The organism is Polycladidibacter hongkongensis, from assembly GCF_001561995.1.
GTDB lineage: Bacteria > Pseudomonadota > Alphaproteobacteria > Rhizobiales > Stappiaceae > Pseudovibrio > Pseudovibrio hongkongensis.
On sequence record NZ_LLWC01000012.1, the window covers coordinates 12,514 to 38,469 of the forward strand.

The 25,956-nt window shown below is 54.1% G+C and carries 28 protein-coding genes and 1 tRNA gene; 16 read left to right on the plus strand and 13 right to left on the minus strand.

Annotated elements, in window-relative coordinates:
- Positions 1-116: 116 nt before the first annotated feature.
- Positions 117-1,103: a hypothetical protein gene (locus AYK82_RS05800; protein WP_068312570.1), complete on the minus strand. Its 987-nt coding sequence runs from the start codon at positions 1,101-1,103 to the stop codon at positions 117-119.
- Between the two features lie 152 nt (positions 1,104-1,255).
- Here AYK82_RS05800 and AYK82_RS05805 point away from each other — a divergent pair, with 152 nt between their 5' ends.
- The 4 genes from AYK82_RS05805 to AYK82_RS05820 are packed head-to-tail and all read left to right on the plus strand — an operon-like array spanning position 1,256 to position 3,079.
- The gene (locus tag AYK82_RS05805) at positions 1,256-2,101 is read left to right on the plus strand and encodes a lysozyme (protein ID WP_068312572.1); all 846 of its coding nucleotides are present in this window, start codon (positions 1,256-1,258) and stop codon (positions 2,099-2,101) included.
- Positions 2,102-2,144: 43 nt separating this feature from the next.
- The gene (locus tag AYK82_RS05810) at positions 2,145-2,354 is read left to right on the plus strand and encodes a hypothetical protein (protein ID WP_068312575.1); all 210 of its coding nucleotides are present in this window, start codon (positions 2,145-2,147) and stop codon (positions 2,352-2,354) included.
- Positions 2,351-2,746, plus strand: coding sequence for a hypothetical protein (locus AYK82_RS05815; RefSeq protein ID WP_068312578.1), 396 nt, complete (start codon positions 2,351-2,353; stop codon positions 2,744-2,746). Before AYK82_RS05810 ends, AYK82_RS05815 begins: the two co-directional genes overlap by 4 nt.
- A 15-nt stretch (positions 2,747-2,761) precedes the next feature.
- Positions 2,762-3,079, plus strand: a complete 318-nt coding sequence (locus AYK82_RS05820) for a hypothetical protein (protein WP_068312581.1) — start codon at positions 2,762-2,764, stop codon at positions 3,077-3,079.
- 321 nt (positions 3,080-3,400) lie between these two features.
- On the opposite strand, the gene AYK82_RS17935 is transcribed toward AYK82_RS05820, so the two are convergent.
- Entirely contained in the window at positions 3,401-3,544 is a 144-nt protein-coding gene (locus AYK82_RS17935) for a hypothetical protein (RefSeq protein ID WP_156453273.1), read from the minus strand.
- A 109-nt stretch (positions 3,545-3,653) separates the two neighbouring features.
- Here AYK82_RS17935 and AYK82_RS05825 point away from each other — a divergent pair, with 109 nt between their 5' ends.
- On the plus strand, positions 3,654-4,739 hold the full coding sequence (locus AYK82_RS05825; RefSeq protein ID WP_068312583.1) for an endonuclease/exonuclease/phosphatase family protein: 1,086 nt from the start codon (positions 3,654-3,656) through the stop codon (positions 4,737-4,739).
- A gap of 348 nt (positions 4,740-5,087) precedes the next feature.
- On the opposite strand, the gene AYK82_RS05830 is transcribed toward AYK82_RS05825, so the two are convergent.
- A tRNA-Ser gene (locus AYK82_RS05830) sits at positions 5,088-5,177 on the minus strand.
- Between the two features lie 298 nt (positions 5,178-5,475).
- On the opposite strand from AYK82_RS05830, the gene AYK82_RS18475 reads away from it, so the two are divergent.
- The 9 genes from AYK82_RS18475 (at position 5,476) to AYK82_RS05875 (ending at position 14,530) form a co-directional block, all read left to right on the plus strand.
- The gene (locus tag AYK82_RS18475) at positions 5,476-6,555 is read left to right on the plus strand and encodes a septal ring lytic transglycosylase RlpA family protein (protein WP_279626413.1); all 1,080 of its coding nucleotides are present in this window, start codon (positions 5,476-5,478) and stop codon (positions 6,553-6,555) included.
- Positions 6,556-6,679: 124 nt separating this feature from the next.
- Positions 6,680-7,894, plus strand: a complete 1,215-nt coding sequence (locus tag AYK82_RS05840; RefSeq protein ID WP_208976410.1) for a D-alanyl-D-alanine carboxypeptidase family protein — start codon at positions 6,680-6,682, stop codon at positions 7,892-7,894.
- Between the two features lie 26 nt (positions 7,895-7,920).
- Positions 7,921-8,667 carry a dTMP kinase gene (gene tmk / locus AYK82_RS05845; RefSeq protein WP_244265717.1) on the plus strand — a complete coding sequence of 249 codons (747 nt, stop codon included), beginning with the start codon at positions 7,921-7,923 and terminating at the stop codon, positions 8,665-8,667.
- Between the two features lie 15 nt (positions 8,668-8,682).
- Positions 8,683-9,714 (plus strand): DNA polymerase III subunit delta', encoded by a 1,032-nt coding sequence (locus tag AYK82_RS05850; protein ID WP_068312587.1) that lies wholly within the window; start codon positions 8,683-8,685, stop codon positions 9,712-9,714.
- Between the two features lie 89 nt (positions 9,715-9,803).
- Complete coding sequence (gene metG / locus AYK82_RS05855) at positions 9,804-11,357, plus strand: methionine--tRNA ligase (RefSeq protein WP_068312590.1); 1,554 nt, start codon at positions 9,804-9,806, stop codon at positions 11,355-11,357.
- 118 nt (positions 11,358-11,475) lie between these two features.
- Positions 11,476-12,261, plus strand: a complete 786-nt coding sequence (locus AYK82_RS05860) for a TatD family hydrolase (RefSeq protein WP_068312593.1) — start codon at positions 11,476-11,478, stop codon at positions 12,259-12,261.
- A gap of 35 nt (positions 12,262-12,296) precedes the next feature.
- Positions 12,297-13,133, plus strand: a complete 837-nt coding sequence (locus tag AYK82_RS05865) for an MBL fold metallo-hydrolase (protein ID WP_068312596.1) — start codon at positions 12,297-12,299, stop codon at positions 13,131-13,133.
- 31 nt (positions 13,134-13,164) lie between these two features.
- Positions 13,165-14,025, plus strand: coding sequence for an alpha/beta hydrolase (locus AYK82_RS05870; RefSeq protein ID WP_068312600.1), 861 nt, complete (start codon positions 13,165-13,167; stop codon positions 14,023-14,025).
- Positions 14,026-14,149: 124 nt separating this feature from the next.
- Positions 14,150-14,530: a GFA family protein gene (locus AYK82_RS05875; protein WP_068312603.1), complete on the plus strand. Its 381-nt coding sequence runs from the start codon at positions 14,150-14,152 to the stop codon at positions 14,528-14,530.
- Here AYK82_RS05875 and AYK82_RS05880 read toward each other — a convergent pair.
- Complete coding sequence (locus AYK82_RS05880) at positions 14,527-15,177, minus strand: lysoplasmalogenase family protein (RefSeq protein ID WP_082733782.1); 651 nt, start codon at positions 15,175-15,177, stop codon at positions 14,527-14,529. The genes AYK82_RS05875 and AYK82_RS05880 overlap by 4 nt on opposite strands.
- A 216-nt stretch (positions 15,178-15,393) precedes the next feature.
- Between AYK82_RS05880 and AYK82_RS05885 the strand changes: the two genes are divergently transcribed.
- Positions 15,394-16,092 carry a Crp/Fnr family transcriptional regulator gene (locus AYK82_RS05885; RefSeq protein WP_068312610.1) on the plus strand — a complete coding sequence of 233 codons (699 nt, stop codon included), beginning with the start codon at positions 15,394-15,396 and terminating at the stop codon, positions 16,090-16,092.
- Between the two features lie 13 nt (positions 16,093-16,105).
- On the opposite strand, the gene AYK82_RS05890 is transcribed toward AYK82_RS05885, so the two are convergent.
- The 6 genes from AYK82_RS05890 to AYK82_RS05915 all read right to left on the minus strand — a co-directional run bounded on the left by AYK82_RS05890 (position 16,106) and on the right by AYK82_RS05915 (position 22,130).
- Positions 16,106-17,317 (minus strand): M20/M25/M40 family metallo-hydrolase, encoded by a 1,212-nt coding sequence (locus AYK82_RS05890; protein ID WP_068312612.1) that lies wholly within the window; start codon positions 17,315-17,317, stop codon positions 16,106-16,108.
- A complete protein-coding gene (locus tag AYK82_RS05895) occupies positions 17,301-18,611 on the minus strand; it encodes a M20 family metallo-hydrolase (protein ID WP_068312615.1) in 1,311 nt (436 codons plus the stop codon). The genes AYK82_RS05890 and AYK82_RS05895 overlap by 17 nt, the downstream gene beginning before the upstream one ends.
- Positions 18,604-19,107: a 2-oxo-4-hydroxy-4-carboxy-5-ureidoimidazoline decarboxylase gene (uraD, locus tag AYK82_RS05900; protein WP_068312705.1), complete on the minus strand. Its 504-nt coding sequence runs from the start codon at positions 19,105-19,107 to the stop codon at positions 18,604-18,606. The genes AYK82_RS05895 and uraD overlap by 8 nt, the downstream gene beginning before the upstream one ends.
- Positions 19,108-19,189: 82 nt before the next feature.
- Positions 19,190-20,371, minus strand: a complete 1,182-nt coding sequence (locus tag AYK82_RS05905) for a urate hydroxylase PuuD (RefSeq protein ID WP_068312618.1) — start codon at positions 20,369-20,371, stop codon at positions 19,190-19,192.
- A 158-nt stretch (positions 20,372-20,529) separates the two neighbouring features.
- Positions 20,530-21,606, minus strand: a complete 1,077-nt coding sequence (locus tag AYK82_RS05910) for a BMP family ABC transporter substrate-binding protein (protein WP_068312708.1) — start codon at positions 21,604-21,606, stop codon at positions 20,530-20,532.
- Between the two features lie 146 nt (positions 21,607-21,752).
- Positions 21,753-22,130 (minus strand): VOC family protein, encoded by a 378-nt coding sequence (locus tag AYK82_RS05915; RefSeq protein ID WP_068312621.1) that lies wholly within the window; start codon positions 22,128-22,130, stop codon positions 21,753-21,755.
- 40 nt (positions 22,131-22,170) lie between these two features.
- Between AYK82_RS05915 and AYK82_RS05920 the strand changes: the two genes are divergently transcribed.
- A complete protein-coding gene (locus tag AYK82_RS05920; protein WP_068312624.1) occupies positions 22,171-22,704 on the plus strand; it encodes a winged helix-turn-helix transcriptional regulator in 534 nt (177 codons plus the stop codon).
- Between the two features lie 90 nt (positions 22,705-22,794).
- On the opposite strand, the gene AYK82_RS05925 is transcribed toward AYK82_RS05920, so the two are convergent.
- The 3 genes from AYK82_RS05925 to AYK82_RS05935 form a co-directional block, all read right to left on the minus strand.
- Positions 22,795-23,868, minus strand: a complete 1,074-nt coding sequence (locus tag AYK82_RS05925; RefSeq protein WP_068312627.1) for a BMP family ABC transporter substrate-binding protein — start codon at positions 23,866-23,868, stop codon at positions 22,795-22,797.
- Between the two features lie 87 nt (positions 23,869-23,955).
- A complete protein-coding gene (locus AYK82_RS05930; RefSeq protein ID WP_068312630.1) occupies positions 23,956-24,876 on the minus strand; it encodes an ABC transporter permease in 921 nt (306 codons plus the stop codon).
- Complete coding sequence (locus AYK82_RS05935; RefSeq protein WP_068312633.1) at positions 24,876-25,955, minus strand: ABC transporter permease; 1,080 nt, start codon at positions 25,953-25,955, stop codon at positions 24,876-24,878. The genes AYK82_RS05930 and AYK82_RS05935 overlap by 1 nt, the downstream gene beginning before the upstream one ends.
- Position 25,956 lies beyond the last annotated feature (1 nt).

Here is a 25,956-nt window from a genome sequence, read left to right on the forward strand (position 1 = left end):
TCCAACAGTACCCGAAAAATGGGCGTCGGTATTCTTTGGGAAATTTCCCTTGAAAGCTTTCGCTGCCGCCAGCATCCTGCGCAGCAGGCTCTGGTGCAGATTAAGCGAGGGGCGCACTAGTCCGTAAAGAACAAAACTTCATTCGATGTACTATGGAGATCTTGTGTGCGGGGCTTTGGCTCGACGCTTAGAATGACGCTGTCATTGTTTTGAAAAGAGTTTTTATAGTGAGCGGCAAGATTGATCGGGTCATTCTTGAATGCCGTAGCCTGGAGGCCAAAATCATCCATAACCCGCCCTATCAGCTTTCCGTTTTGTGTCTGGGTCAAGAATTTACTGATCAGTTCCTGTTGGGTGTCGCCCTGCCGTAATGCATGATCCAGAACCTCGATTGTTCTTTCATTGATGATGGTCGCAACTTCAATCTTTCTGGGCAGATCTCCATGGCGTATCTGGGATCCCGGCGTCTTGGTCGCTTGCTCATACTGAAACCGAATGACGTCGCTGCCGTAGAACTCTAAACCGGTGCTTGCGTGGCGGTAATGATCCTCAAACATCCAGTGGTTTGGCGAGAAACTGCTATTAAACAGATGAGATTTATCGATATCGGCAGGTGCGCGCATCTTTTGTGGAACAGAAGTTTGCACGGTTGTCCATTTCCCCTCAACTTCAACCTCCGTATCTATGAGCCACAAAGACGCCTCGCGAATACCTGCCTCACCATTATTGGCATCTCGCAGTGAGTTAAGCGCGTTTTTGAGGTTTGGATCAAAGTACCTTTTTAGTTTCCCGTTTTCTAATAGTGGATCGACGGAATTATAACCGGGGGTGCTGCGTGCGATAGTAAAAGAGCTGCTGGGCCCTGCGCTTTGGCTAAAAACATTCTGAACAGGCGCTAAATCCGAGGCGGTGTTAGGCGGCTCCCTTCGCAATCTCTTTTCGAGGTGCTGTTGGTCTTCAGGGCCAGCTGGCCTTTTATGTCCTGCGGCAGGAGTTCTCGCTAGAATGATCTCTCCGGCAGTCCTCTGCCCGCTGGTCTCTGTTTTAGGCAGTGCCGGTTGTTGAAGTGGTAAGCTGTTTGACTTTGATACATGAAAGGGCATGGCAAACTCCTCTATCGATAAAGTAACGGCATACCAAACAGCTTATTGTGTTGCAGAACACTCTATTCAATACCGCTAAATAGCGGGCGAACTACTCGCGAAACACTGGTGATCTCCAGTTCCACGTCAAAACCAAATCAGGAAAATCAATCATGGCAAATCGTTTATCGAGCCGTGGTGCGCGGTTTATTGCGCGCCACGAGGGTATTGTGACGACCGCATACCGGTGTTCTGCCGGGGTGATGACCATCGGCTGCGGCTTTACCGAGCGCAGTCGCATATTCAAAAGCTGGTGGCGGGCCAAGCACGGCCGCCCGTTGCGGCTGGGTGATAAAATCAATCGTGGTGATTGCCACATGCTGCTGAAAAAAATGTGTGATGAGGAGTATGGAGCGGCGGTAAGCCGTACGCTGCCAAAGCTGCGCGGCTATGAACACGACGCCTGCACCTCTGTCACGTTTAATCTGGGCACGGGCGCGCTCAAGTGGCGGTGGGCGCAGCCGCTAAAATCTGGCGGGATTAAACAGGCCGCGCAAATTCTGCGAGGGGGCTACAATCGGGCGGGCGGTCGTGTGCTGCCGGGGCTGACTGCGCGGCGTGAGAGTGAGGCGCGCCTGCTCGTATCAGGTGATTATGGTCTCGATGCCCCTGCGCCGCTCCCGGCTAAAGCTCCGGCGTTCCCAACCGCTAAAAAACAACTGGCGGCGCTCGGCTACGGCGGCGCGCATTTTGCCCGTGAGCTCAAGCGGTTTCAAAAAGATCATCCGCCGCTCGTGGCAGATGGCCAATGGGGCCCTGCCTCGGCAGCAGCCGTACAGCGCAAGCTGGAGCGGAAGCGAGCCGCGCAAAGCGGTGGAGGCCTCGCCGCGATAGGAGCGGCGGCAGTTGGCGGCGGCGGGCTCGACCCCGCCTCACTCGCGATCGGGCTGGCCAGCGCAGGCGTCCTGTTTGGTCTCTACCAGTTCCGCGGCAAGGTTTTAAAACGTCGGCGCACGTAAGCGCAAATCTCACATCTCACCAACACAACTTATGGAGGCTCTCATGTCACTTCTAAAAGGCTGGCGCACGCGACTTGCAGCGCTGTCACTGTTTTTGCTCGGGCTATTGGAGGCGGTAGATCCACATCTGCTGGTGACGTTTCTGGGCGAAGAGGCCCGCTCAGGGGTGCTGTTGTTCTACGCGGTTGCCTTTTATGGCCTGCGGCAGATCACCAGCACTCCCGCAGGCCGCAGCGAGGAGCCCCCGCGATGACATGGTTCCTCTCTAAAATTATGGGAGCGTTGGGGGGCGGTTTGTTCGACCGCCTTTTCCAATCCATAGACCATGCCGGCCTGCAGGAAACCGAACGCCAACGCCTGCGGGCGCGGGTGATCGAGGCGCAGGTTGAGGCGGATGCGGCAACGCGGCAGCAGGCCATGCAAAACAAATGGTTTTGGCGGGCATGGTCATTATTCGCCTTGCCGTTGGGGCTGTGGTGGGCGCTGGTTCTCATCGATACGGCGCTCGATCTGCCCATTGTGGTGCACGATTTGCCAGACTCAGTGCGGCCATGGGCCGATACGATTTTTTATGGGCTGTTTGGGGCAGGCGCGGGCCTGCGTACAGCTGAAACCATAGCAAGCGCCATCACGCGGCGGCGCTAACTAACCGGAGCCAACATGAGCGACCCAATTCAGGCCCTGCTGGGCCTCAAAATTATGCATCTGATCGCCGGGCTCTGTGGTGGTCTGGTGCGGGTGATCGTGCATCCGCGTGCCAGCCTTGCTAACACCATCGGCGCAACTGTGGTGGGGGCGCTGGTGGCGGGCTATCTTACCCCTGTGGTCGCGCCCGTGCTGGAGCGCTGGCTCGGCCCGACTGATGCAGGCGTGGAGGGGGCTACCGGTTTTATGCTAGGCATGTGCGGCCTAGCGCTATCGGAGGGACTTATTAAACTCGCCCGCCGCTGGCGCGATGACCCGACACTGCCTAAGTAGGTGGATAAAAAAATCAAATAACTGTGCTGTAATATTTAATTGTAATTCCTGATTTGAAGTAGTAAATGCCGAATAAAAAAAGTACTGTGGGTATAATTGCAATGATTACAGAAATGATATGTAATAGTAATTTAAAGTAGGTAAAGTGATTTTCGTACTTACTACCTCGGTTATTCATTACTGATAGGGCAGTGAAATTTGTAAGGTATGCTAAGGCAATAGAAAAGACCGCTAGAGCTGTTCCTACAGAAAAACAAGTTAACGCATTTGCTGCATATGGTAGTATGTTAATCAAGTATTTTTGTTCTTTTAAAATTGAACTTAAAAACCAAGTATTGAAACTGCGGCTCCACCATTGATAAATAGAGAGCTCTTTAAATAAAAATTTGCAGTCTCAATGGTTTTCTCATTAATCATTTGAAATTGCTCAAATGCAGCGCGATTGCTCTGGTCTAATTCATTCATAGTTACCTCATAAAACTCATAGTCGTTAATAATGTTGGCACTTTGTTTCAATTGCAAGATGTATCTCACTGTGAAACTAATATCAGAGTTGAGATGGGAGAATTGCAAGATGAATAGGTTACTATATTCACTGTCATTTTTACTGTTAATCGCTTCGCAGGCTTATGGGCAGCCTGTGACCATCATGGCCTACAACGTCGAAAATCTGTTTGATGCCACTGACGATACGGGCAACCCGCGTGATGACACCTTCCTCTCCTTGAGTGACAAGCAGCAGCGCGGCGCGGCACACCGCCAAGCCTGCCTTGAATACAACGAGGAGGGCTCGCGTTATTTCAAGGAGTGTATGGAGCTGGATTGGTCACCGGCCACCTATGCAAGCAAGTTGGCCAGTTTGCGTAAGGTATTTGCAAGCTTTGCCCCTGCGCCGCAGGTGATTGTTGTGCCAGAAACAGAAAACCGGCAGGTGCTTGAGGATTTGGTGGACGGGTCGCTTGCCGCAAAGGGCTACAACACCATTGTGCAGCTGGATACATCGGACGAGCCGCAAAGCCGTGGCATCGATGTGGGCATGGTCGCATCATTGCCCTTGACCGGCTCACCGCAAGCCATCAAGGTGTTTGACGCGGCGCATCCGGCACCGCAGGACTGCCGGCCGACGCGCGATATTTTGAAAGCGCAGTTTGAATTGCCAGGCGGTGAGGGGCTGACGGTGTTTGGCGTGCATTTTCCGGCGGGACGCGGCTATGAATGCCGCAAGGCTGCCATGCGTGTGTTAAATGCGGAAGTGGCGAAGTTGCCAACCGGTGCGTTGGCCGTGGCTGCGGGTGACTTTAACTTCAACTGCGATGATTTGAAAAATGGTGAGTTTCAGGCGTTGGCGAAGGCAGGTGGTTGGCTGTTCCCGCCGGAGATCGCCGGTTGCCGGGCGCCGGGCAGCTCGTTTTACGGTCGCAATCAGACCTGGTCCTTTCTGGATATGATTCTGGTGAGTGAAAGCTTGAACCCGGAGCAGGTTCCGCCAAACAATTGGGTAGCAGATCTTGGGAGTTTTAGAACTGTGGTGACACAGCCCGGCCAATATATGGTTGATCCTAAATACAAGAATTTCAAGCCGCGCCGGTTTGATCCAGCCACTGGTGAAGGGGTGAGTGACCATTTCCCGATTGAAATGCAGCTGCTGCCCATTCGGTAGGCTGCTTTGCACCTCTACACTAGTTTAAAATCGTCAATCTCAGAACCACATTTCAAGAAAAAATGTTCGATATAAAGCGCGTAAACAATGGCAACAGTCTCAGATTGATTTACAGTTCTTTAATTTAGTATGGCTGTATGTATATGGAGGAGTGTGGACGCGCCGTAAAAAGCAGAGAGTTTCTGGGGGCCAAACAAAGAACAACTGTTGGTAATCTGTTGGCACATTCAAACAAAAAGTCCCAATAGCTCTAAAAAAAGACCGATTTCAACCACGGTTTGTTCTTTTTTAAGCAACAAAAAAGCCCACTCGAAAGCGGGCTTTTTTTGTTTACTATCAATAGGATAGTGGCGGAGAGGGTGGGATTCGAACCCACGAGACGCTTCCACGCCCGCCGGTTTTCAAGACCGGTGCATTCAACCACTCTGCCACCTCTCCGGCTGTCGTGGTTGAGCGCCTTTTGCGCTATTCGGAGCCTCCTGTCAAGCAGCACCAATCATTTCCCACAGGATAGCCTTTGTCCCTGTCAAAACGCACCGGCAAAAATGCTCAAGCCACGAATATTTGCGTATTACGCCTATGATTTTTCTTGCCTTAATTATTTCGAAGGATTCTTTCTCTTATTTTTGCTAATATCTAGTCGTTGTCCTGTGTCACCACAAAGACCACTCATTGAATTTGCACCGAGTATCCAATGATCCACTCTGTTTTTTCGCCAGATATGAAGGATTGCACCTTGTCTTTTAGGCGTAGTCGTGCCTCCGCACTTTTAACCACCGTGGCACTGTGTGTAGCGGTTGCCAGTTGTGGTGATAGTGGTAAAGTCAAATTCTCTGAGGAAAAGTATGGCGTAGCCGCGAGTCCACGTGTTGTTGCCAACAATAAATCCGTGCCCAAGGGCGGGGGGCGAGCGGTGGTCGGCAAACCCTACAAGGTTGCAGGCAAATGGTATAAACCCAAAGTCGACCCGAACTATAGCAAGGTTGGTTTGGCTTCTTGGTATGGGCCCACATTCCATGGCCGCATGACTGCTAATGGTGAGGTGTTTGATCGCAACGGCCTCACTGCGGCGCACACTACCATGCCGTTGCCAAGCTACGCCAAGGTGACCAACCTAAACAATGGACGCTCTATGGTGGTGCGGGTAAATGATCGTGGGCCATTCCACGGGAACCGTATTATTGACTTATCTGAGCGCGCGGCAACCCTGCTTGGCACCAAATCGGCCGGTGTGGGCAAAGTTAAGGTAGATTACATTGGGCGTGCGCCATTGCATGGCCGGGATGAGCGCTATCTGCTGGCCTCGCTTTCCGGTCCCGGTGCGCCGGCCTCCTCCGGTCACGGACAAACCATGCTAGCCTTCGCTTCTGGGACAACAGGCGCTCCGGCGATCGTAGGTCCGGCACCTGTGCCCCATGCCCGCCCTTATCATCCCGCTGCGCCGGACCCGTATGTAGCTATGGTAGCTGCCGCAGATCCCGGACAACTCTACGAGCAGATGGGGCGCGTCGACGTGGCCGCAGTTCAAAGCTTTTCCGACCAGATTGGCGCCTACTTGCAAACACAGCCGAACGCGACCGGGCAAGCCGTTGCGCTGCCCCAGCAAACCACCCAAATCAATGGAACCAAATCGACCATTATCTACCGCAACACACCGCAGCCACCGCAACCGGCATGGCAACGCCCGCAAGATTCCGCGCTATCCTCTTATAGTGCACAGCAGCGCGTGGAAGCTGCAAGTCCGGCCTTTGATCACATTGAAGGGGGAATGGGACTGAAAGCGCTTTTGATTGCTTCGGCAAAACGTCAGCAATAAATGTGTTTGAGTGTGCTGGCCCTTCGTTGCGATGCCGCGCTCCGCTACACCGCAAAAAAAACACGCAAGGACGGGTCAGGGCTGCTGTGATATTCTGATGCGGAAGTAAAGAGGTCAAAAGCAGATGGCGATGCATACTCCGCAAAAGAATTGGCGAATAAGGGCAGGGCAGCAACTGCAAGCAGTAATAATTGCAGCTGCGCTTTGCTGCGGCGCTGGCAGCGCGGCGCTGGCCGTAGACTTACAGTCAAAATCTGCACTGCTCTTAAACGACACTGATAAAACCCTCGTGTTTTCTCGGCAAATTGATCGACGCATTCCCCCAGCAAATCTAACTAAGCTTCTTGTTGCTGCCACGGTTATGGATGCCGTGCGCAAAGGGGAAATCGCGCTTGAGACCACACTTAAAGTGAGCGAGCACGCGTGGCGTACCGGCGGTGCACCAGCGCAAGTCACGACCATGTTCGCACGAGTAGGCTCGCTGGTGAGCGTTGAAGATCTGCTGCGCGGTTTGATTATCCACTCAGCGAACGACGCGGCAATTGTGCTTGCCGAAGGCATCGACGGTTCACAGCTGCAATTTGCACAGCGAATGAACAAACTTGCGCAAGCAATTGGCATGGGCTCAAGCAACTTTGTCAATCCCACCGGTTATCCCGATAAAAACCAGTATACAACCCTGCGAGATCTGGCACGCCTTGCCAGCCATATGGGCCGTAATGAAGCAGGCCTGACACGCCTTTACAGTGCGGAAGACTTCACATGGAACAAGATTCGCCAGCGCAATAAAAACGAACTAATTCGGGATATTAAAGGCTTAAATGGTTACGGACAGGCATACTCCGAGGATGAGGGGTTTCTCGGCCTTGGGCGCATGCAGGTAGGAAACAAGCAGCTCATTGCCATTGTTTCCGGTGCGTCTTCCAAGCAAGACCGGCTATCGGACATGGAATTGCTGCTCAATCCGGCCTCGAAAGGCTGGCGTATTCGTCCTTTGTTTGCAGAGGGCCAATATGTCGGCGGGGCAAGAGTTTATGGCGGAAAAAAGGACTATGTGTCGCTTGTAACCCCGGATGCGGTGGCAACTTTGCTAAATCCTTCGGTTAAGGAAGGGTACTCATTAGAGTACAGCTATGACGGCCCGCTAAAAGCACCGGTAAAACCCGGTGTAATCGTCGGAGAATTGCGGGTTATGCAAAAAAAAGACGTGATTTATCGCGCCCCGCTGGTTACAGGTGAGGCGGTGGCACGGGGCTCGCTGAGCGAGCGGGCCGGGGACGCTGTCGGGGAGTTGCTCTACAAATCCACGCAGGGCCTCGTTAATCTTATTCGCCGTTAGGCGAGCGCAAACGTTTTGGGGTGGCATTGGCGCATCAACATCAGCAGCTGCAAGGAAAGTTGATCACATTTGAAGGCGGCGAGGGGGCCGGGAAATCGACCCAGATCCGCCGCTTGAGCGAACACTTGCAACAGCGCGGGCTGCAAACGGTGGTGACGCGTGAGCCGGGCGGTTCTGCTGGCGCAGAGATGGTGCGTGAGGTGCTGCTATCGGGCGCTGCACGTGAGCATGGCCCCATGGTTGAAGCGCTGCTGTTTGCCGCCGCCAGAACCGACCATATAGACGAGCTGATCCGGCCCGCAATGCAAGCCGGCAAGTGGGTGCTTTGCGATCGCTTTGCCGATTCCTCAAGGGTGTACCAAGGGGAGGCAGGCGTTGCCAGCAACACCATCGAACGGCTGCAGGATGTGGCACTGGATGGCATTAAACCACACACAACCGTGCTTATCGATGTACCTGCCGAAGTTGGGCTGCGCCGCGTGGGTTCTCGAGCTGGGCAGGCACCTGAAAATGCGCCGGATCGCTTTGAGCAAGATTCGCTTGCCACCCACCGCCGTCGCCGTGACATGTTTTTGGCCATGGCAGAGGCCGAACCAGACCGTTTTGTGGTTATTGATGGCACCATGTCGCCCGATCAGGTCGCCAGCAGCATCTGGCAGGCTATGGTACAGCGATATCCTTACCCGCTTGATGAAAAGGTGCAAAAACCGTCATCCAATCCGGCGAGCAAGCGCAGCACGTCACGGCGGGTGCGCTCGCGCCGTAAATCGTAGGTTCAGGAACGCGCCATGGCCAAAGCCCCTATCATAGAAGTGGCACCGGAAGTAGATAGCCTCGAAAATGCCCCCTTGCCACGAGAACAGCAGGCGCTCTTCGCCCACCACGGCGCTGAGCAAGAGATGCAGGAAGCGTTTGCTGGTGCGCGCATGCACCACGCATGGCTGCTGGGAGGCCCGAAAGGCATTGGCAAAGCAACACTAGCCTTCCGTTTCGCCCGCCACATATTGGGGCAGGGAGAGGGGCAAACACCTCAACACACCACGGCACAAATCTCGGCAGGCTCTCATGCCGATCTTTTGCATTTGCGCCGCCCGTGGGATGATAAAGGCAAGCGCTTTAAACGGGATCTTCCGGTAAGTGAAGTGCGCCGAACCTTGTCGTTTTTCGGGTCAACCGCTGCTGGTGGTAACTGGCGCATCTGCATAGTGGATGCCGCAGATGACATGAATGCGTCGGCCGCCAACGCCCTATTAAAAATTTTGGAAGAACCGCCAAAGCAGGCACTGTTCCTGCTGCTGTCGCACAATCCCGGCCGCCTATTGCCAACCATCCGTTCCCGTTGTCGCCGTCTGGATCTGCGCCCGCTTTCTGCGCCGCAAATACTGGAAGCGCTTGCCGCCATGGGAGAGCAGGTGCCACAGGCAGGAGAAGACCGCCGCCGCCTCACCACACTTGCAGATGGCAGTTTGCGCAAGGCGCTGTTGTTGTGCTCTGGAAGTGCGTTGCAACTGGCAGCCGAATTTGAAGCTTTGATGGCGCATCCGCAGCAAATGGATTTTGCCGCCGCGCACAAATTTGCAGACAAGGTGGCCGCCCGCGGGGCAGAGGATGCATGGGAGACCTTTCAAGACCTTGCCCGCAATTTTTTGTCAGCCAATCTGCGTAAAGACACCGCCGCCACCGCATCCGCCCTTGTCACTTGGGCTCAGCTATGGGAAAAGATGGGCCACGCCGTGGTGCAGGCTGATGCCTTGAACCTTGACCGCAAACAAACCGTGCTCTCGTTCTTTATGGATGTACGCAGCGCGGCCCGCGGCTAAGGCCGACCACGCAACATAATTCGTCCGCTGCAGGGCTTGCCGCTTTCCACGCGGCCAGCTCCCAACAACACCGAGATCAAGCTCGCATTATGAGTACCAAACAGCCCTTTTACATCACCACCGCCATTTCTTATCCCAACGGTGTGCCGCATATCGGCCACGCCTACGAAGCGCTGGCCACAGATGTCCTCGCCCGTTTTCAGCGTCTGGACGGCCGCGAAGTCCATTTCCTGACCGGCACCGATGTGCATGGCCAGAAAATGCTGCAAACCGCGCAGAAACTTGGTGTGACACCAAACGATCTGGCCAATGAAAACTCCATGGCGTTTCGTGAGATGGTGGCATTGATGGGGTGCTCCAACGACGACTTTATCCAAACCAACGAGCCGCGCCACTATGAGGCGTGTAAGGCGATCTGGCAAAAAATGCTGGACAATGGCGACATCTACAAGGACAGCTACGCCGGCTGGTATTCTGTACGCGATGAAGCGTATTATCAGGAGGGCGAGACAGAGCTGCGCGAGGATGGCGTGCGCTACGGCCCGCAAGGAACACCCGTTGAATGGGTTGAGGAGGAAAGCTATTTCTTCCGCCTGTCGGCCTATGAAGACAAGTTGCTTGCGCTTTATGAAAGCCAGCCAGACTTTATCGGCCCGGCCACCCGCCGCAACGAGATCATCTCTTTTGTAAAGGGCGGCTTGCGCGATCTGTCTATCTCCCGCACAACGTTTGACTGGGGCATTCCGGTACCCGGCGATGAAAAACACGTCATGTATGTGTGGGTTGATGCGCTGACCAACTATATCACGGCCCTTGGCTATCCGGATATGGATGGTGATATGGCCAAATTCTGGCCAGCAAATGTGCATGTGATCGGCAAAGATATTATCCGCTTCCATGCGGTGTATTGGCCGGCGTTCCTCATGTCTGCCGGTGTGCCATTGCCCCAGCGCGTGTTTGCTCACGGCTTTTTGTTTAACTCTGGCGAGAAGATGTCTAAATCTCTGGGTAACGTGATCGCGCCAGCTGATCTGGTTGGTCAATACGGTCTTGATCAGATTCGTTATTTCTTCCTGCGCGAAGTGCCCTTTGGACAGGATGGCAACTACTCCCACGAGCAAGTGGTAGCGCGCATCAACGCTGATTTGGCCAACGACCTTGGCAATCTGGCGCAGCGCTCCATCTCCATGATCTTTAAGAACTGCGAGGGCAAAATCCCGCAACCCTCTGCGTTCTCTACAGCAGATAGCGAAATCTTGGGCATGGCAGATGCCATGCTGGAAAAGTGCCGCGTTCACATGCAGCGCCAAGAGATCCACAAAGCGCTTGATGTCATCTGGACGGTTGTAGGCAAAGCCAACCAGTATTTTGCTGGGCAGGAGCCTTGGGCACTGAAAAAAACCGACCCAGAGCGCATGAACACCGTGCTTTACACCACCGCTGAAATTATCCGTAAAGTGGGTATTCTCATTCAGGCAGTGATGCCGACATCCGCTGAAAAGCTGCTCGACCTTTTGGAAGTGCCGCAAGATGCGCGCAGCTTTGCCGCCCTGGAAGGGGAGGTTCGCTTGCAAGCTGGCACGCCGATCAGCAAGCCAGCAGGTGTATTCCCACGCTACGTGGAGCCAGAAGCCGACGCATAAGGCGTCATTTCAATCTGCTAAAACGGAGCGGGGCAGGCCTGTGGTGCTCCCGCTCCGTTGCCTTTTTGCCTTCTTCTGCCGCCACCCCCCCCAAGCGGCCACTTTCCAAGGACTGCCGATGCTCGTAGATAGCCATTGCCATCTGGATTTTCCCGATTTTGCCGAGGAGCGCGATGAGCTGATTGCCCGTGCCAAAAGTGCAGGTGTCGGGCTCATGGTCACCATTTGCACGCGTGTGCGCAAATTTGATCAGGTGCAAGAAATCGCCAATGCCTATGAAGAGGTGTATTGTTCGGTTGGCACACATCCGCACAACGCCGCAGAAGAGCAGGATGTTACCCTTGAGGAACTGCTTGCACTGGCAAACCATGAGAAGGTTGTGGCCATAGGAGAGGCCGGGCTCGATTACTTTTACGATAAAGCCCCGCGAGAGGCGCAGGAAAAAGTGTTGCGCACCCACATTGCCGCCGCCCGTGAAACTGGCTTGCCGCTGGTCATCCATAGCCGCGATGCCGATGAGGACATGATCCGCATCTTGAGTGAGGAAACCGAAAAAGGGGCGTTTCCTGCGCTGCTGCACTGCTTCTCCTCAGGAGAGAAACTGGTGCAGGCCGGATTGGAACTTGGCCTTTATGTGTCGTTCTCCGGCATTTTGACCTTCAAGCGCTCGCAGGAGCTGCGAGATATCGCGGCCAAACTGCCCATGGATCGCTTGCTGGTCGAAACCGATGCGCCTTATCTGGCACCCCAGCCATGGCGGGGCAAGCGCAATGAACCGGCCTATGTCGCCCACACCAACAAAGTATTGGCAGAGGCGCACGGGGTGAGTGAGGCAGAAATGGCCGCCGCCACCACTGCCAATTTCCGCCGTTTGTTTACCAAAGTCCCCGCCAGCGCTTTTTAGCGTAGCCTAAAGCATACTTGTAAAGAGGCCCGCACATGGACACACAGCTGAACATCACCATTCTTGGCTGTGGCTCGTCCACAGGCGTTCCGCGCATTGGTGGAGATTGGGGCAACTGCGACCCGCAGGAGCCCAAAAACCGCCGTCGCCGCTGCGCTTTGCTGGTGGAACGGCACGGACCGCAAGGCACAACAACACTGCTGGTTGATACCGGCCCGGATATTCGCGAGCAGTTGCTGGCCGCCAATACCCAGCACATCGACGCAGTTCTTTACACCCATGCCCATGCCGACCATGTGCATGGCATCGATGATCTGCGTTTCTTCGTTATGGTGTCAAAGCGAAAAATGCCTGTTTATATGGATGCCAGCACCAGCGAACGTATGATGCAGGCTTTTGGCTATTGCTTTGAAACCCCGCCGGGCTCCAGCTATCCGCCAATCATGCAGGAGCACCGCCTGCAAAGCGGGCAACCGCTGATCGTAGAAGGGGCTGGCGGGTCAATCCCCGTGCTGCCGTTTCTTGTAAATCATGGCGATATTGATGCCCTTGGTTTCCGTTTCGGCGGGCTGGCCTATTCGCCTGATCTGCATGATATTCCGCCTGAAAGCTTGCAGCTGCTGGCCAATCTTGATCATTGGATCATTGATTGCCTGCGCGAAAAACCCCACCGCAGCCACCTTTGCCTGGCTGATGCACTCGCGTGGCTGGAGCGGTTGCAGGTGCCCTCCGCAACCTTGACCAACATGCATGCGGATCTGGATTATAACGCGCTGCGTAGCCGGTTGCCGCAGCATATATCACCAGCCTATGATGGCATGGAGTTGCTGCACGAATTTCGCAACTATTGTGCCGAGAGTGCGAATTCGTAGGCCATAAAGCCAGAGCCAGAGAGGAGGGCGTATGCATCGTTCCGCTGGAGTTCGTGATTGGGACGCCGCCTACTACAACACAGGCGTTGTTCCCCAAGCCCCTGAAATCTTTAAGGTGTGGTACCAAAAGGCAGACGCATTTCGAGTGGAGCTCGCCGCCCAAGGCCGCGCCCGCCTTGATATACCCTATAATGCCAAGCAACAGCTGGATGCAGATGGGCAGACCCGCTGCGCCTATGATTTGTTTCTCCCGGCGATCGCGCAACCAAAGGGGCTGGTCACCTTCGTCCATGGTGGGTACTGGATGGCATTTGATCGCAAAGGCTCTTCGCATTTGGCCGCTGGCGCGCTCGCGCACGGCTATGCAGTCGCCATGCCCGGCTATCAACTGTGCCCGCAAGTCTCTATCACCACGATTACTCATCAAGTGCGACAAAGCATATGTCATGCGGCCAGCACTATCGCAGGGCCGATCTTCTTGACCGGCCATTCCGCTGGTGGCCATCTGGTTGCTCAGTTGCTTTGCAAGGACCACGCTTTACCGCAATCACTGGCATCGCGCCTATGCCATGTGCTGGGCATTAGCGGCGTTTACGATTTACGTCCGCTCACCCGCACAAAGATGAACGAAACTCTACGTCTGACCTTTGAGGATACACAGACACAAAGCCCGCTTTTACAAGAGCCGCTAGAACATAGTAATTTCACTGCATGGGTCGGCGCTGAAGAGCTACCAGAGTTTCTGCGTCAATCCCGCGCTCTCTATCAAGTCTGGGGTGGAAGCGAGCTGGATGTGTCATTCTACGCCGCTCCAGATAAGCACCATTTTAATGTGGTCGATGATTTATCTGATCCCGATAGCAAGCAAATAGCGCAACTCTTGCAATTATGAATATGTTCCATAATTCTGATTATCCGATTTTTGGATTTTAAGGTTCTATGCGCTTAATCATTTGCCACTCCTGAATACGTATTGTTAATATCCATTGGCCCTGAATTATTTGGAGAGACTTTCAATGGGTAATCTGAGTGGCGGATGCCAATGCGGTGCTGTTCGTTTTACAGCTGATGGTGCGCCTGATCGCGTTGGAATCTGCCACTGCATGGATTGTCGCAAGCACCACGGTGCTTTGTTTCACGCTAGTGCGGTCTACCAGCAAGATCGTGTCAGGATCAGCGGTACCACTAGGGATTATCAGGGGCGCCATTTTTGCCCAGAATGCGGGTCTTCGGTGTTTTCGACGAGCCCGGGCGAGATTGAATTACACCTTGGCGCGTTTGATACACCCGACACACTCACCCCCACCTATGAGTTATGGGTATGCCGCCGCGAACAATGGCTGCCGCGCTTCCCTCAAACCATCCACTATGAGAAAGACCGGGAAGACAAAAGCTAAACATAGCCGCTGAACCAAAGGAAAATGAGCGCCTGCCCGCCATAGTAAAGAAACCACAGTGTGATCGAGACAAGCTTGTTTTGCCCCCCGTTGGGGCCCATTCGAAACAGCTGTAGCGACAAAACAATGTCCGAGAGTACAAACAGCATGGCCCCCACCATCAACACAGCCGTAACCTGACTGGCAAGCAGACCCATAATACATATTAGCACCACGTAGCCTAAGACAGGGATCTTTAGCTCTCCGGTATGCGGCAACAGCCACCAACGTGTTGATAGCGCAAGTGTGCCAAAAACCAACCCGCCAAGTACGAGCCTTACCTGATCTACTTCGCTAACTAATTGAACATAGAGAAGTATGTAAAAAATATGTGCGCAGGCGAAGCTCACCAGCCCAAACAAGAAGCGTTTGTCGCCCTCCTCTGCCAACGCAGCATCTCCTATTGCCGAGAGTGCCAGGGCGCCTACAAGCAGCAAAGGTGCTGATTGTAGATAGGCTGCGATGGCCAGCAATGCCAAGCAAGCTGTCTTTAACAGAGTTTTCGCAACGGACCCCAAACGCCAACAAAAAAAGAATCCATAAACAACAGCAGCAGTAAGGCTGAGAAAAACCAGGAGTTCAATTTGGTGCAAAACCCACCTCCCCAATCATGTCTACTAATGGATACTACTTAGCCTTATTGGTTGAGTAGGTGCAACAGGGACAATTTGCTAGGATTTAGTGCTTGCACCCGCGGGATTTAGAAGAAAACTCTTAGTTTTCCATCGGGATATCGCGGTGCCCTTGCCATTTAAGCTGACAAAGTTGTCAGGGCCCTGTATTTTAAACCATTAAAACCAGCGGTAAGAAAAACTGAAATTGCCATGATGAAACTTGATCCAACGGTCCTGCGGGCCCTTGCTCCTTTTGCCGAAGCAACAGAGGAGGCAATCAGCCGAACCATGTCCACCGGATCAGTCCGCCTGATTGCCAAGGAAACCGCAATCTTTGATCAAGGTGCCGCAGCCACTCAGTTTTTTGCACTTATTGATGGTTATGTTCGTGTGGTCTCCTCGAACGCGCAAGGGGAACAAATAATAATGCGCTACATATGCGCTGGCAGCTTGTTCGGCCTCGCCCCTGCCCTCGATAGAGACACTTACCCGGCCTCGGCCATTGCGGCAAAGGACTGTGTGCTAATATCTTGGCCACGCAGTTGCTTTGATGAGTTTTGCAACATCATTCCCGGCTTTGCAAAAAAAAATGCACAAACCATTGCCTGCCGTCTGCAAGACACTCAGGCTCGGGTCATGGAACTGTCGATTGCGCACGTGGAAAAACGTGTGGCTGCAACATTACTCCGCCTCACCGAGACCGCCGGCAAACCCGTTGCCGAAGGCATCGAAATCAACTTTCAAATCTCACGTCAAGACATTGCCGAGCTAACCGGCACAACCCTTCATACCGTCTCGCGCCTGCTTTCTGCATGGTCGAGCAAAGGCTATGTGAGCACTGGCCGAAAAAAAATTATTGTTTGCAACATGAACGCTTTAGAGGCCATGGGCGTCAATGCCGAGATTTGACGCCCCAACGTAGCTAGGCCAACAGATCGCGCAGCGTTCGCGCAATCACTTTGGTTGCTGCCATGAGGTCGGCCAGTTCCACATGCTCATCAGCGCCATGTGCACCGGCCTCAAGTATCGAGCGCGGACCAGCGCCGTAAAGTACCGTTGGCACACCAGCGCCCGCATAGTGGCGCGCATCGGTATAAAGCGGAACGGCATTTGGCTGCACATCTACCCCCAAAACATCCCGTGCGTTGTTGCTCAGGGCCTCTACCAGTGGCTGTGCCCCGGACAGAGCGCGCAATGGCTCTGCCAGCATAATCCGGCGGCACTCGACTTCCAGTCCAAGGCTGGGGGGCACCGCCCGCTGCAGCAGTTCCTCAAGCGAGGCTTCGATCTGCTCGCCATGCTCTTCAGGAACCAAGCGACGATCAATGCGCATGCAAACACGATCAGGCACCACATTGGTGTTAATCCCGCCGGAAATAAGACCTACAGTAATCGTTGGGGAGCCAATTCCCGCAACAGGGCTATGAACACGCGCAAGCCGTTTACGCTCTGCATAGACTGCGCCTAGAATATAGCTTGCGCCTTCAAGAGCATCTGCACCGCTTTCTGGCATAGCGGCATGGGCTTGCTTGCCGCGAACAATCACTTCCATATGCAGGCAGCCATTGTGTGCTGTGGTAATTGCATAGGAAAAACCGGCTGCAATGGCCAAGTCCGGTTGGCAATGCCCTTGCTCCAACAACCACTTAGGGCCGATGAAACCACCCGCCTCCTCATCATAAGTTAAATGCAGCTCAACGGTACCATTGAGCCCGTCACCGTTGTCCCGCAGCGCCAGCAGCGCAAACAGGTACGTGGCAAAGTCTGACTTGGAAACGGCCGCGCCGCGCCCATAAAGTGCCCCCCCTTGCACCTCACCACCATAAGGGTCTTTGGTCCAGCCTTCGCCAGGGGGCACCACATCCCCGTGAGCATTTAAGGCGATAACGGGCCCTTGCCCGTCACCGAAGCAGTGTCGCACAATGAGGTTGCAAGCCGAGATCATACCGTGTTGGCGCACAAACGGCTCTGGAACCGGCAAGCGCTCCACGTCAAAACCATAGGCCTCTATCAGCTTCGCACTCAGCTCCGCATGAGCTGCCGTATCACCAGCAGGATTGTCACTTGGCGCTTGTACCAGCTTTTGTAAAAACGCCACTTGCTCATCAAATCGTCCTTCAATCGCGGCGTCCATTAACAAATCCTTCCCTAAACAATATATCTTCAATCCAGTTGGCCATAGCCAAAACACACAGGCCTAAATCATCGGGCAGTGTCGCTTCGCTTGGATTGTGGCTAATTCCTTTTTCACAACGAACAAACAACATCGCAATAGGACAAAGGGCTTGCATTGCCTGCCCATCATGCCCGGCACCAGATAAGATCGGCGCCCCTCCGCAGCCAAGAGCAGCAAGCGTGTTCTCTAGCGCGTTTTGCAGGCGGGTATCGCAGGGTATGCTCTTGCACTCATGGTATTTATCAAAGCAGATTTCGCAGGCGCGTGCCTTGGCAATTTGTTGCGCCGCGACCATAATTTCATGCTCGGCCTGCAAGCGCAGTGCATCTGCCGGTGCGCGCACATCCAGCGACAACTGCACTCCGGCAGCAATAACATTAACTGCACCAGGGCGAACTGTGACTTCCCCTATGGTTGCAACCAGTCCATCATTGCTGTGTTTTCGCGCGATGCTCTCAACGGCTAGTGTCAACTCCGCGGCAGCGCACACTGCATCCCGTCGCAAAGACATGGGAACAGTGCCCGCATGCCCGGCCATGCCACTTACATCAATATGGAAGCGGCTCGCGCCTGCAATCGCGCTGACAGCACCCAAGGCACGTCCCTGCGCTTCTAAAACTGGACCTTGCTCGATATGCGCTTCCAGATAACCAAGAACGTCCCGTCCATTGTAACCAATCGCGCCATGGGCAACACCGCTGTTGAACCGCCCAAGTGCATCGCCTAGGCGCACCCCCTCTCCATCACAGAGCTCTTCCGCTTGACGCAGCTGCTCTTCGCTGTGATATCCGGCAATCGCGGCAGAAGAGAGCAGAGTTGTTGGAAAACGGACGCCCTCCTCATCGCCAAATGCGAGCAAATCAATATCTGCGGCGAAAACCAGTCCGCGGCGCTGTAACTCCCGTAAGGCCAGCGCGCCAGCAACTACGCCAAGCGTTCCATCGTAAACCCCGGCATTTCGCACCGTATCGATATGCGAGCCTATTAATAGCACGGGGCGCTCACTTGTGGGGAGGGAAGCAGCGCCGGCCAGATGCCCGCAGATGGTACCATAGGTGTCTTGCTTAACCTGCAACCCGCAGTCTTGCATCAATGCAGCAACAAAACCGGCAGCCTGCGCATGCTCATCGCTTAGAAAAAGGCGTGTTAATCCACCCTCCAAGCTGGAGAACGCGGCAAGCTCTTGCAGCAATTGCTCACACTCTGCCCCAAGCGATGCGATGTGCTGCGCCGCGTTATACTCTTTATGCATTGCCCAAAGCATCCTCTAGTCGAAATGCGATTATTCGCGAAATCTGCCGCAAGGCCTCTGCCTGCTCCGCTTCAGACGAGTTTTGCAGCCGCCGCCGAAATGCATCCAGAATGTCGTATTTATGCGCACCTCGAACCGCATAAATAAATGGAAACCCAAAGCGCTGTCGGTAGGCTTCGTTCAGCTCGGTAAACTCTCGCAACTCTTTCGGGCGGAGTTTGTCCAACCCTGCGCTCTGCTGTTCTTGTTCTGAGGCTGCAGCGACATCCCCGGCCAACGCAGCTCGGCCCGCAAGATCTGGATGTGCACAAATCACATCAAGTTGCTGTGCGACATCGGCGGCATTCAACACCTCTTCAAAAGCCAAATGCATTGCAGTTACGTCGGCAAATGGGCGCCTATGCGCTGCCGCATCTGCCACCCATGAAGATTGCTCAACAACGTCCCCAAACCTTGCAACAAATGCTTGGTGGGAAAGCTGATTAACTTGTTCCACGAAACCTCTATTATTTTCAGGGTGCTTAAACGCTAATACCAAACCACTATCTCCCACAATGCCCAAGGATAATTCTAGCAGTTTATCTTGCCAAAAGAAAAGCACCCAATTTCATTCTCTCTGCAGATGTCATACCTGTTTCATTCCCCAGGGGCATCTGTTCGCTGTAAACGACTTGCCGCAGGATTTCAGCGCGAAATCGGCGCAAATCAGCCTCGGTTTTCAGCACCATTCCCTTGGGAGCGCTAGAAAAACTCTCGTGCTGCGGTATTGTGTCGTGGCAGGTCACGCAGTGCTGCTCGACAATTTTCAACGCTTGATGAACACCAACCGGTTTTTCACGCGGAGCTAAAGATGCGTCTGGCATCAACAGCCACATCAATGTGCCCAATGCCAGCACAGCACTGGTGATCGCAAAACGTAAGTCGGCGAACGCACGGCCCGCCTCGTGCGAAATCCATAAGTGTCGCAGGCTTGCACCCAATACAAGGATAAGCAGCACCACAACCCCATGCCATTCATAGCTTGATAACACAGCATAGTGCGGGCTCAGCATCAGCGCCAACACCGGCAGGGTGAAGTAGGTATTATGCATAGAGCGCTGTTTACCAATTGCGCCAAGGCGTGCATCCGGCACATCGCCAACCAGAAGCGCCCCTACAATTTTCCGCTGGTTGGGAATGATCACCAAGAACACATTGCAGGCCATGATCGTACCCATTAACGCACCGGCATGGAGCAACACCGCACGACCACTGAAAACCGGTGTGAGCAGCGTGGTGATTAAGCCTAGCAACGCAACTACGCTCAACCCGAGCAGCCATGGCCACCGCGTCAGACGGCTTGCACACAAACCCGAATAGGCGAGCCAACCGCCACCCAGTGCCAGTACAGATATGCACACACCCTCCAAAGGGCGCAAACTGCTCTCTGGTGCCAACAAATAGCTGGAAGCATTGACATAGTACTGCAGTGAAAGCAGCACAAATCCGCTTAAAAAAGTGAGATAGGCCTCCCATTTGTACCAGATCAGATTACTCGGCAAATGGGCAGGCGCCACGAGATACTTCTTGGTCTGGTAAAAGCCGCCGCCATGAACTTCCCAGGCACTGCCTAACAGCTCATCCTCATCGCCCTCTTGTTTCTGCAACGAAAAATCGAGGGCAACAAAGTAAAACGATGCGCCAATCCACCCAATTCCAACAATTATGTGTGAAAATCGGGCGAGTAAGTTCGCCCAATCAAGAAAATAGGAATAAAGCATAGCAACACTCTAGCACCTCCCTTGTAATTTCCTAGAGCGGTCTTGGCGCGCACGTGAAACAACATTAGGCAATCTGCGATGATCTTCAGGGCGTTATGCCGGTTTTTTATTCTTTGCAAACAAACTGGCATAACTCTACTTCTGGGAAGACAAAAATCTTAGTTCGGCAGCTTACCGTCCATGCCTTCAAGGTAAAAATTCATTTGCAACAGCTGCTGATCTGTCGCACTGGCGCCTTTGGCCAGAAATGAGCTGCCATCTTGCTTGTTGAGCGGCCCTTGAAACACGATGATTTCGCCGTTCTCCAGCTTTCCTATGGTTTCCTGTGCCCGCTCGGCGATGGATTCTTCGACATTTGCTATGGGCGACAGCTTGACCATGCCGGTTTTAAGCCCGCCCCAAGTGTCCTGTGCTTTCCAGTTGCCATCCAGCACCGCCTGCACCCGCTCAATATAATAGGGTGCCCAGTCATCCACGATTGAAGTCACCTGCGAATTGGGCGCAAACTTTGCCATGTCAGAGGATTGTCCGAAGCCGATGATACCCTTTTCCTGCGCAATCTGCAGCGGTGCTGGCGAATCTGTATGTTGCACCAGCACATCAGCGCCCTGATCAATCAAAGCCTTGGCAGCGTCCGCCTCTTTCGCCGGATCATACCATGAGTTGGTCCACACCACTTTGATCTTGAAATCGGGATTAACCGTGCGCGCGCCAAGAACAAAAGCGTTCATGCCACGGATCACTTCCGGTACGGGAAACGGCGCTACATAGGCCGCAATTCCTGCCTTGGAAATCTGCCCGGCCATTTGACCAATTACATAGCGCCCCTCATAAAACCGAGCTGAATACGTACCAACGTTTTTTGCTTGCTTGAAGCCGGTGGCATTCTCAAACTTGACCTGAGGATATTTTTTCGCCACGCGCAATGTCGGGTTCATAAACGAAAACGAAGTGGTGAAAATAAGCGTGTTGCCATCGCGTGCCAGCCGCTCAATCGCGCGGATCGCATCGGCCCCGCCAGCCACATTCTCAATGAAGGTCGTCTCGACTTTATCGCCAAAATGCGCATCAACCGCCTTGCGCCCCTGTTCATGTTGGAAAGACCAGCCGTGGTCACTGATTGGCCCGACATAGAGGAAGCCGACTTTTAGCGGTGCAGCAACACTGGCACTGGAAGAAAAAGCTCCCAGAAGGGTTAGCAGTGGAATGGCAATAAGCAAATACAAACGGCGCATGAATGTGGGCATGACAAAGCTCCCTTGGTTAGCATGGGTCTTTGTCGCGCAAAAAAGGCGCTGTTGACCAGCGCCCTCTTGGGATGGGGCAAACCATGCGTATCCGCTGCAGTTGCAATTTTACCTAGTATGCCACACAGGATCACTTAGTTAGCGTCACTAAGATCCTGCGCAAGCATCATCGCATTGCCATCAGGATCGTAAAAAGTTGCAGTGCTAACCATGCCTTCAATCGTCTGTGTCTCGCCGTCAAATACCACACCAGCCCCCTCCAGCGCATGGCGAGCAACGACAATATCACCTACGCCGAAAACGGGTGTGGTGTTGCCCGGCTTCGCCTCGCTCTGCTCCCCAAGACCAAGCGTTACGCCCGTTGTTTTGGTGCGCATCTCGCTCCAGCCCGCCTCATCAAGATGATAGAGCAGCTCAAACCCCAGTTTCTCCTGATACCACTGCGCGGAGGCATGCCGGTCCCTTACAGAAATGGCAAGGGTAATCGTATTTTCCAAAGAAACAAGTGACATCAAACTTCCCTCCAATCAAAAAATAAAGTAACTATACTTTATGGACATTAAGCAGTTTGTCAAGCTCACTTCAAGGGCTTGGTCGCTAGAAATCTTGACGCAAATACATTCAGGCACCGCTGCTCGCCAAGCGCCGTTGATCACTGCAACCGGCGCAGGGCGCACGGCATTCTCGCAGAGCCTGAAACACCTGATGGATCTGGGTTTGTTAGATAAGAACCCCGGCCATGGCCATCCGTTGCGCCCCGAGTTTCGACTAACGAAAACGGGACAAATAGCGGCTGCTAGCGCCGCAGCAATTTTACAGATCATTGAGAAACCTGAGGAACGCGCACTGCTGCGGCGCAGCTGGGTCCTTCCGGTCCTCGCCCTATGTGCAGAGCCCACGCGTTTCAAAGACTTAAAGCAAAACCTAGCACCTGTAACCGACCGCGCCCTGTCCGCCGCCCTACAACAACTGGAGGCGCAAGGTTGGTTGGAACGCATGGTGGTTCTATCTGCGCGCGTCCCCTACCCTCTCTATCGCGCCGTAGGCTTGGGCTTGAAGCTGAACAGTGCAATAAATTTACAGTAGTGCAGCATTCAATACGGCGGACACCGTCACACCATAAAAAAGGGCGACCACTTGGCCGCCCTCAATGATTGTCCAAACAGGATTTTCTGGTTAATTCGGCAGCTTGTCGTCAACACCTTTGATGAAGAAGTTCATGGACAACAGCGAGCCATCCTCCGCCACTTCCCCGTCTTTCAGATAGACAGAACCATCTTGCTTGGTGATCGGGCCGGTAAATGGCTTGAAGGTCCCTGCGGTGATCGCATCAATGGTTTTCTGCGCTTCAGCGGCAATCTCGTCATCCAGATTGGTGAACGCAGCCATGTGCACCATATCGGTATCCATACCGCCCCAAGTATCCTGTGATTTCCAAGAGCCATCCATCACAGCTTGCACCCGGTCAACGTAATAATTGTCCCACTTGTCGACGATCGCAGTCAACTGCGCTTCAGGCGCAAACTTGATCATATCCGAGGCCTGCCCGAAGCCAACAATACCGCGCGCCTGTGCCACTTGCAGCGGTGCCGGAGAATCAGTGTGTTGCAGCATCACATCAACGCCCTGATCAATCAGCGCCTTGGCCGCATCAGCTTCTGCGCCCGGGTTGTACCAGGAGTTCACCCAAATGGTTTTGATTTTGAAATCAGGATTGACCGACTGCGCCCCAAGCATGAACGAGTTCATGCCGCGCACCACTTCAGGGATCGGGAAAGAGCCGATGTAACCGGCGGTACCCACTTTAGAGACTTTCGCAGCAATCTGGCCCAGCACATAGCGGCCCTGATAGAAACGTGAACCGTAGGTGGACACGTTCTTGGCGCGCTTATAGCCGGTTGCGTGCTCGAATTTCACCTTTGGAAATTTCTTGGCAACTTTCAAAGTCGCATTCATGTAACCAAACGAGGTAGTGAAGATCAGCTCGTGGCCAGAACGCGCCAGACGCTCAATCGCGCGCTCCGCATCAGCCCCCTCCGGCACGCTCTCAATATAAGTGGTTTCTACCTTATCGCCAAACTTGGCTTCAATGGCTTTACGGCCTTGGTCGTGCTGGTAAGACCAGCCGTGATCACCCACCGGCCCAACGTAAATAAAGCCCACCTTGAGTGGATCGGCAGAAAGTGCAGCACCAGTACCCAGCCCCAGTGCAATAGCCGCGGTCGCAGCCAACTTGACAATCTTGCGCATCGAGCAGTTCCCCATTTTATCAGTCCGTTTGTTGTGTTGTGAACCACTCCCCCGGCGGACTGAAGGCCGATGGGAGCGGCCTGTAAGTCACCTATCGGGACTAAACGGCTTGCCCAAACACGCCGGGCTATTGGTTTTCGTTAGTTGGCGGTTTTGCGAAATAATCACCAGCACCACAATTGTCACCAAGTACGGCAGCGAGCTCATCAGCTGCGATGGCAGCGTGACGCCGGAAGCTTGCGCATGAAATTGCAAGATAGAAACCGCGCCAAACAGATAGGCCCCAATCAACACCCGGCCCGGCCGCCAGGATGCAAATACCACCAGCGCTAGCGCAATCCAGCCGCGCCCCGCGCTCATGCCCTCGGTCCATTGCGGCGTATAGGCGAGCGACAGATACGCCCCGGCAAGGCCTGAACAAGCGCCGCCAAACATCACCGCCAGATACCGCACCCTTAAAACAGAGTATCCAAGCGCGTGCGCAGAAGTGTGGTTGTCGCCCACCGCACGCAAAATCAACCCCCAGCGGCTGCGGAACAACACATAGGAGGTCAGCCCCACGATGGCGAAGGACGCATAGACAAGCACATCTTGCCCAAACAACACCTTGCCCACCAATGGCAAATCTGAGAGCATCGGAATGGAAATCTGACTGAGCTTAACGCCCGGTTCGCCAACAAAACTCTCGCCAATCATTCCAGAAAGACCAAGGCCCAAAATCGTCAGCGCCAAGCCGGTTGCCACCTGATTACACATCAGCCGCAAGGTTAAGAAGCCAAAGAGTAGGGAGAGCGCAACAGCTGCAAGCATACCGGCAACAATACCCAGCAGCGGTGAACCGGTGGTATACGCGGTGCCAAAGGCCGCGACCGCGCCAACAATCATCATACCCTCAACCCCAAGGTTCAGGACACCAGAGCGCTCGCATACCAGCTCGCCTATTGCTGCCAGCAACAGCGGCGTAGAGGCGGTGATAATGGTGAGCAACATCGGTTCAAGCGCGCTCATCAGCTTGCCTCCTTCGCGGGGGCGCTGCGCACAAGGCGCAAGCGATAGAGAATAAGAATGTCGCAGGCCAGCACATAGAACAGCAGCATCCCTTGGAACACGTTGGTCATCTTATTGCTGATGCCCACAGAGACCTGCGCCGCCTCACCTCCCAGATAGGAAAGCCCCAGCAACAAGCCGGCAAAAACAATCCCAATCGGGTTCAGGCGGCCAAGGAACGCCACGATAATCGCGGTAAAGCCATAACCCGGAGAAATAACAGGGGTAAGTTGCTCAATCGCGCCTGAAACCTCCGAAAGCCCGGCGATACCGGCAAACGCACCGGAAAGCAGGAAACCGAACCAGATGGTTCTATTCTGCGAGAAACCGGCGAAGCGCCCCGCCCGCGGCGCTTGGCCGATGACTTTGATCTCGAAGCCCTTCAGACTCTTGGCAAGCAGGAACCAGATCAGCAGCACCGCCACCACTGCAAGCGCAATACCAAGGTGTAAGCGGCCATCGCCAAACTTGGGCAGCACATGCGCGGCATCAAACAAGCGGCTTTCGGGGAAGTTGAACCCGTCAGGATCCCGCCATGGCCCGCGCACAAGAAAATCAAGCAGATACTGCGCCACATAAACCAGCATCAGTGACACCAGAATTTCGTTGGTATTGAACTTGGTGCGCAGCAACGCCGGTATGGCCGCCCAAACCATGCCCCCAAGAGCGCCCATCAGGATCATCAGCGGCAGCGCCCACGCAGAGGTGAAATCAAAATACAGCACCGGGATAACCGATCCGAAAATCGCCCCCATGGTGAATTGGCCCTCAGCCCCGATATTCCATGTATTGGAAAGAAAACAAACAGATAAGCCAACCGCGATCAACACCAACGGCCCGGCCTTAACCAGCAGCTCTTCCCATGACCACACACTGGTGAGCGGCTCGACAAAAAATGCATGGAGGCCCGCCAGAGGCGCAACGCCCAAGGCGATAAACATCAAGGTGACGGAGATCCCCGTCAGGGCAATGGCGATCAGCGGCGAAAGCACGCTCATCCTTTTTGAGGTCTCGGCCCGTTTTTCCAGTTCCAAGCGCATG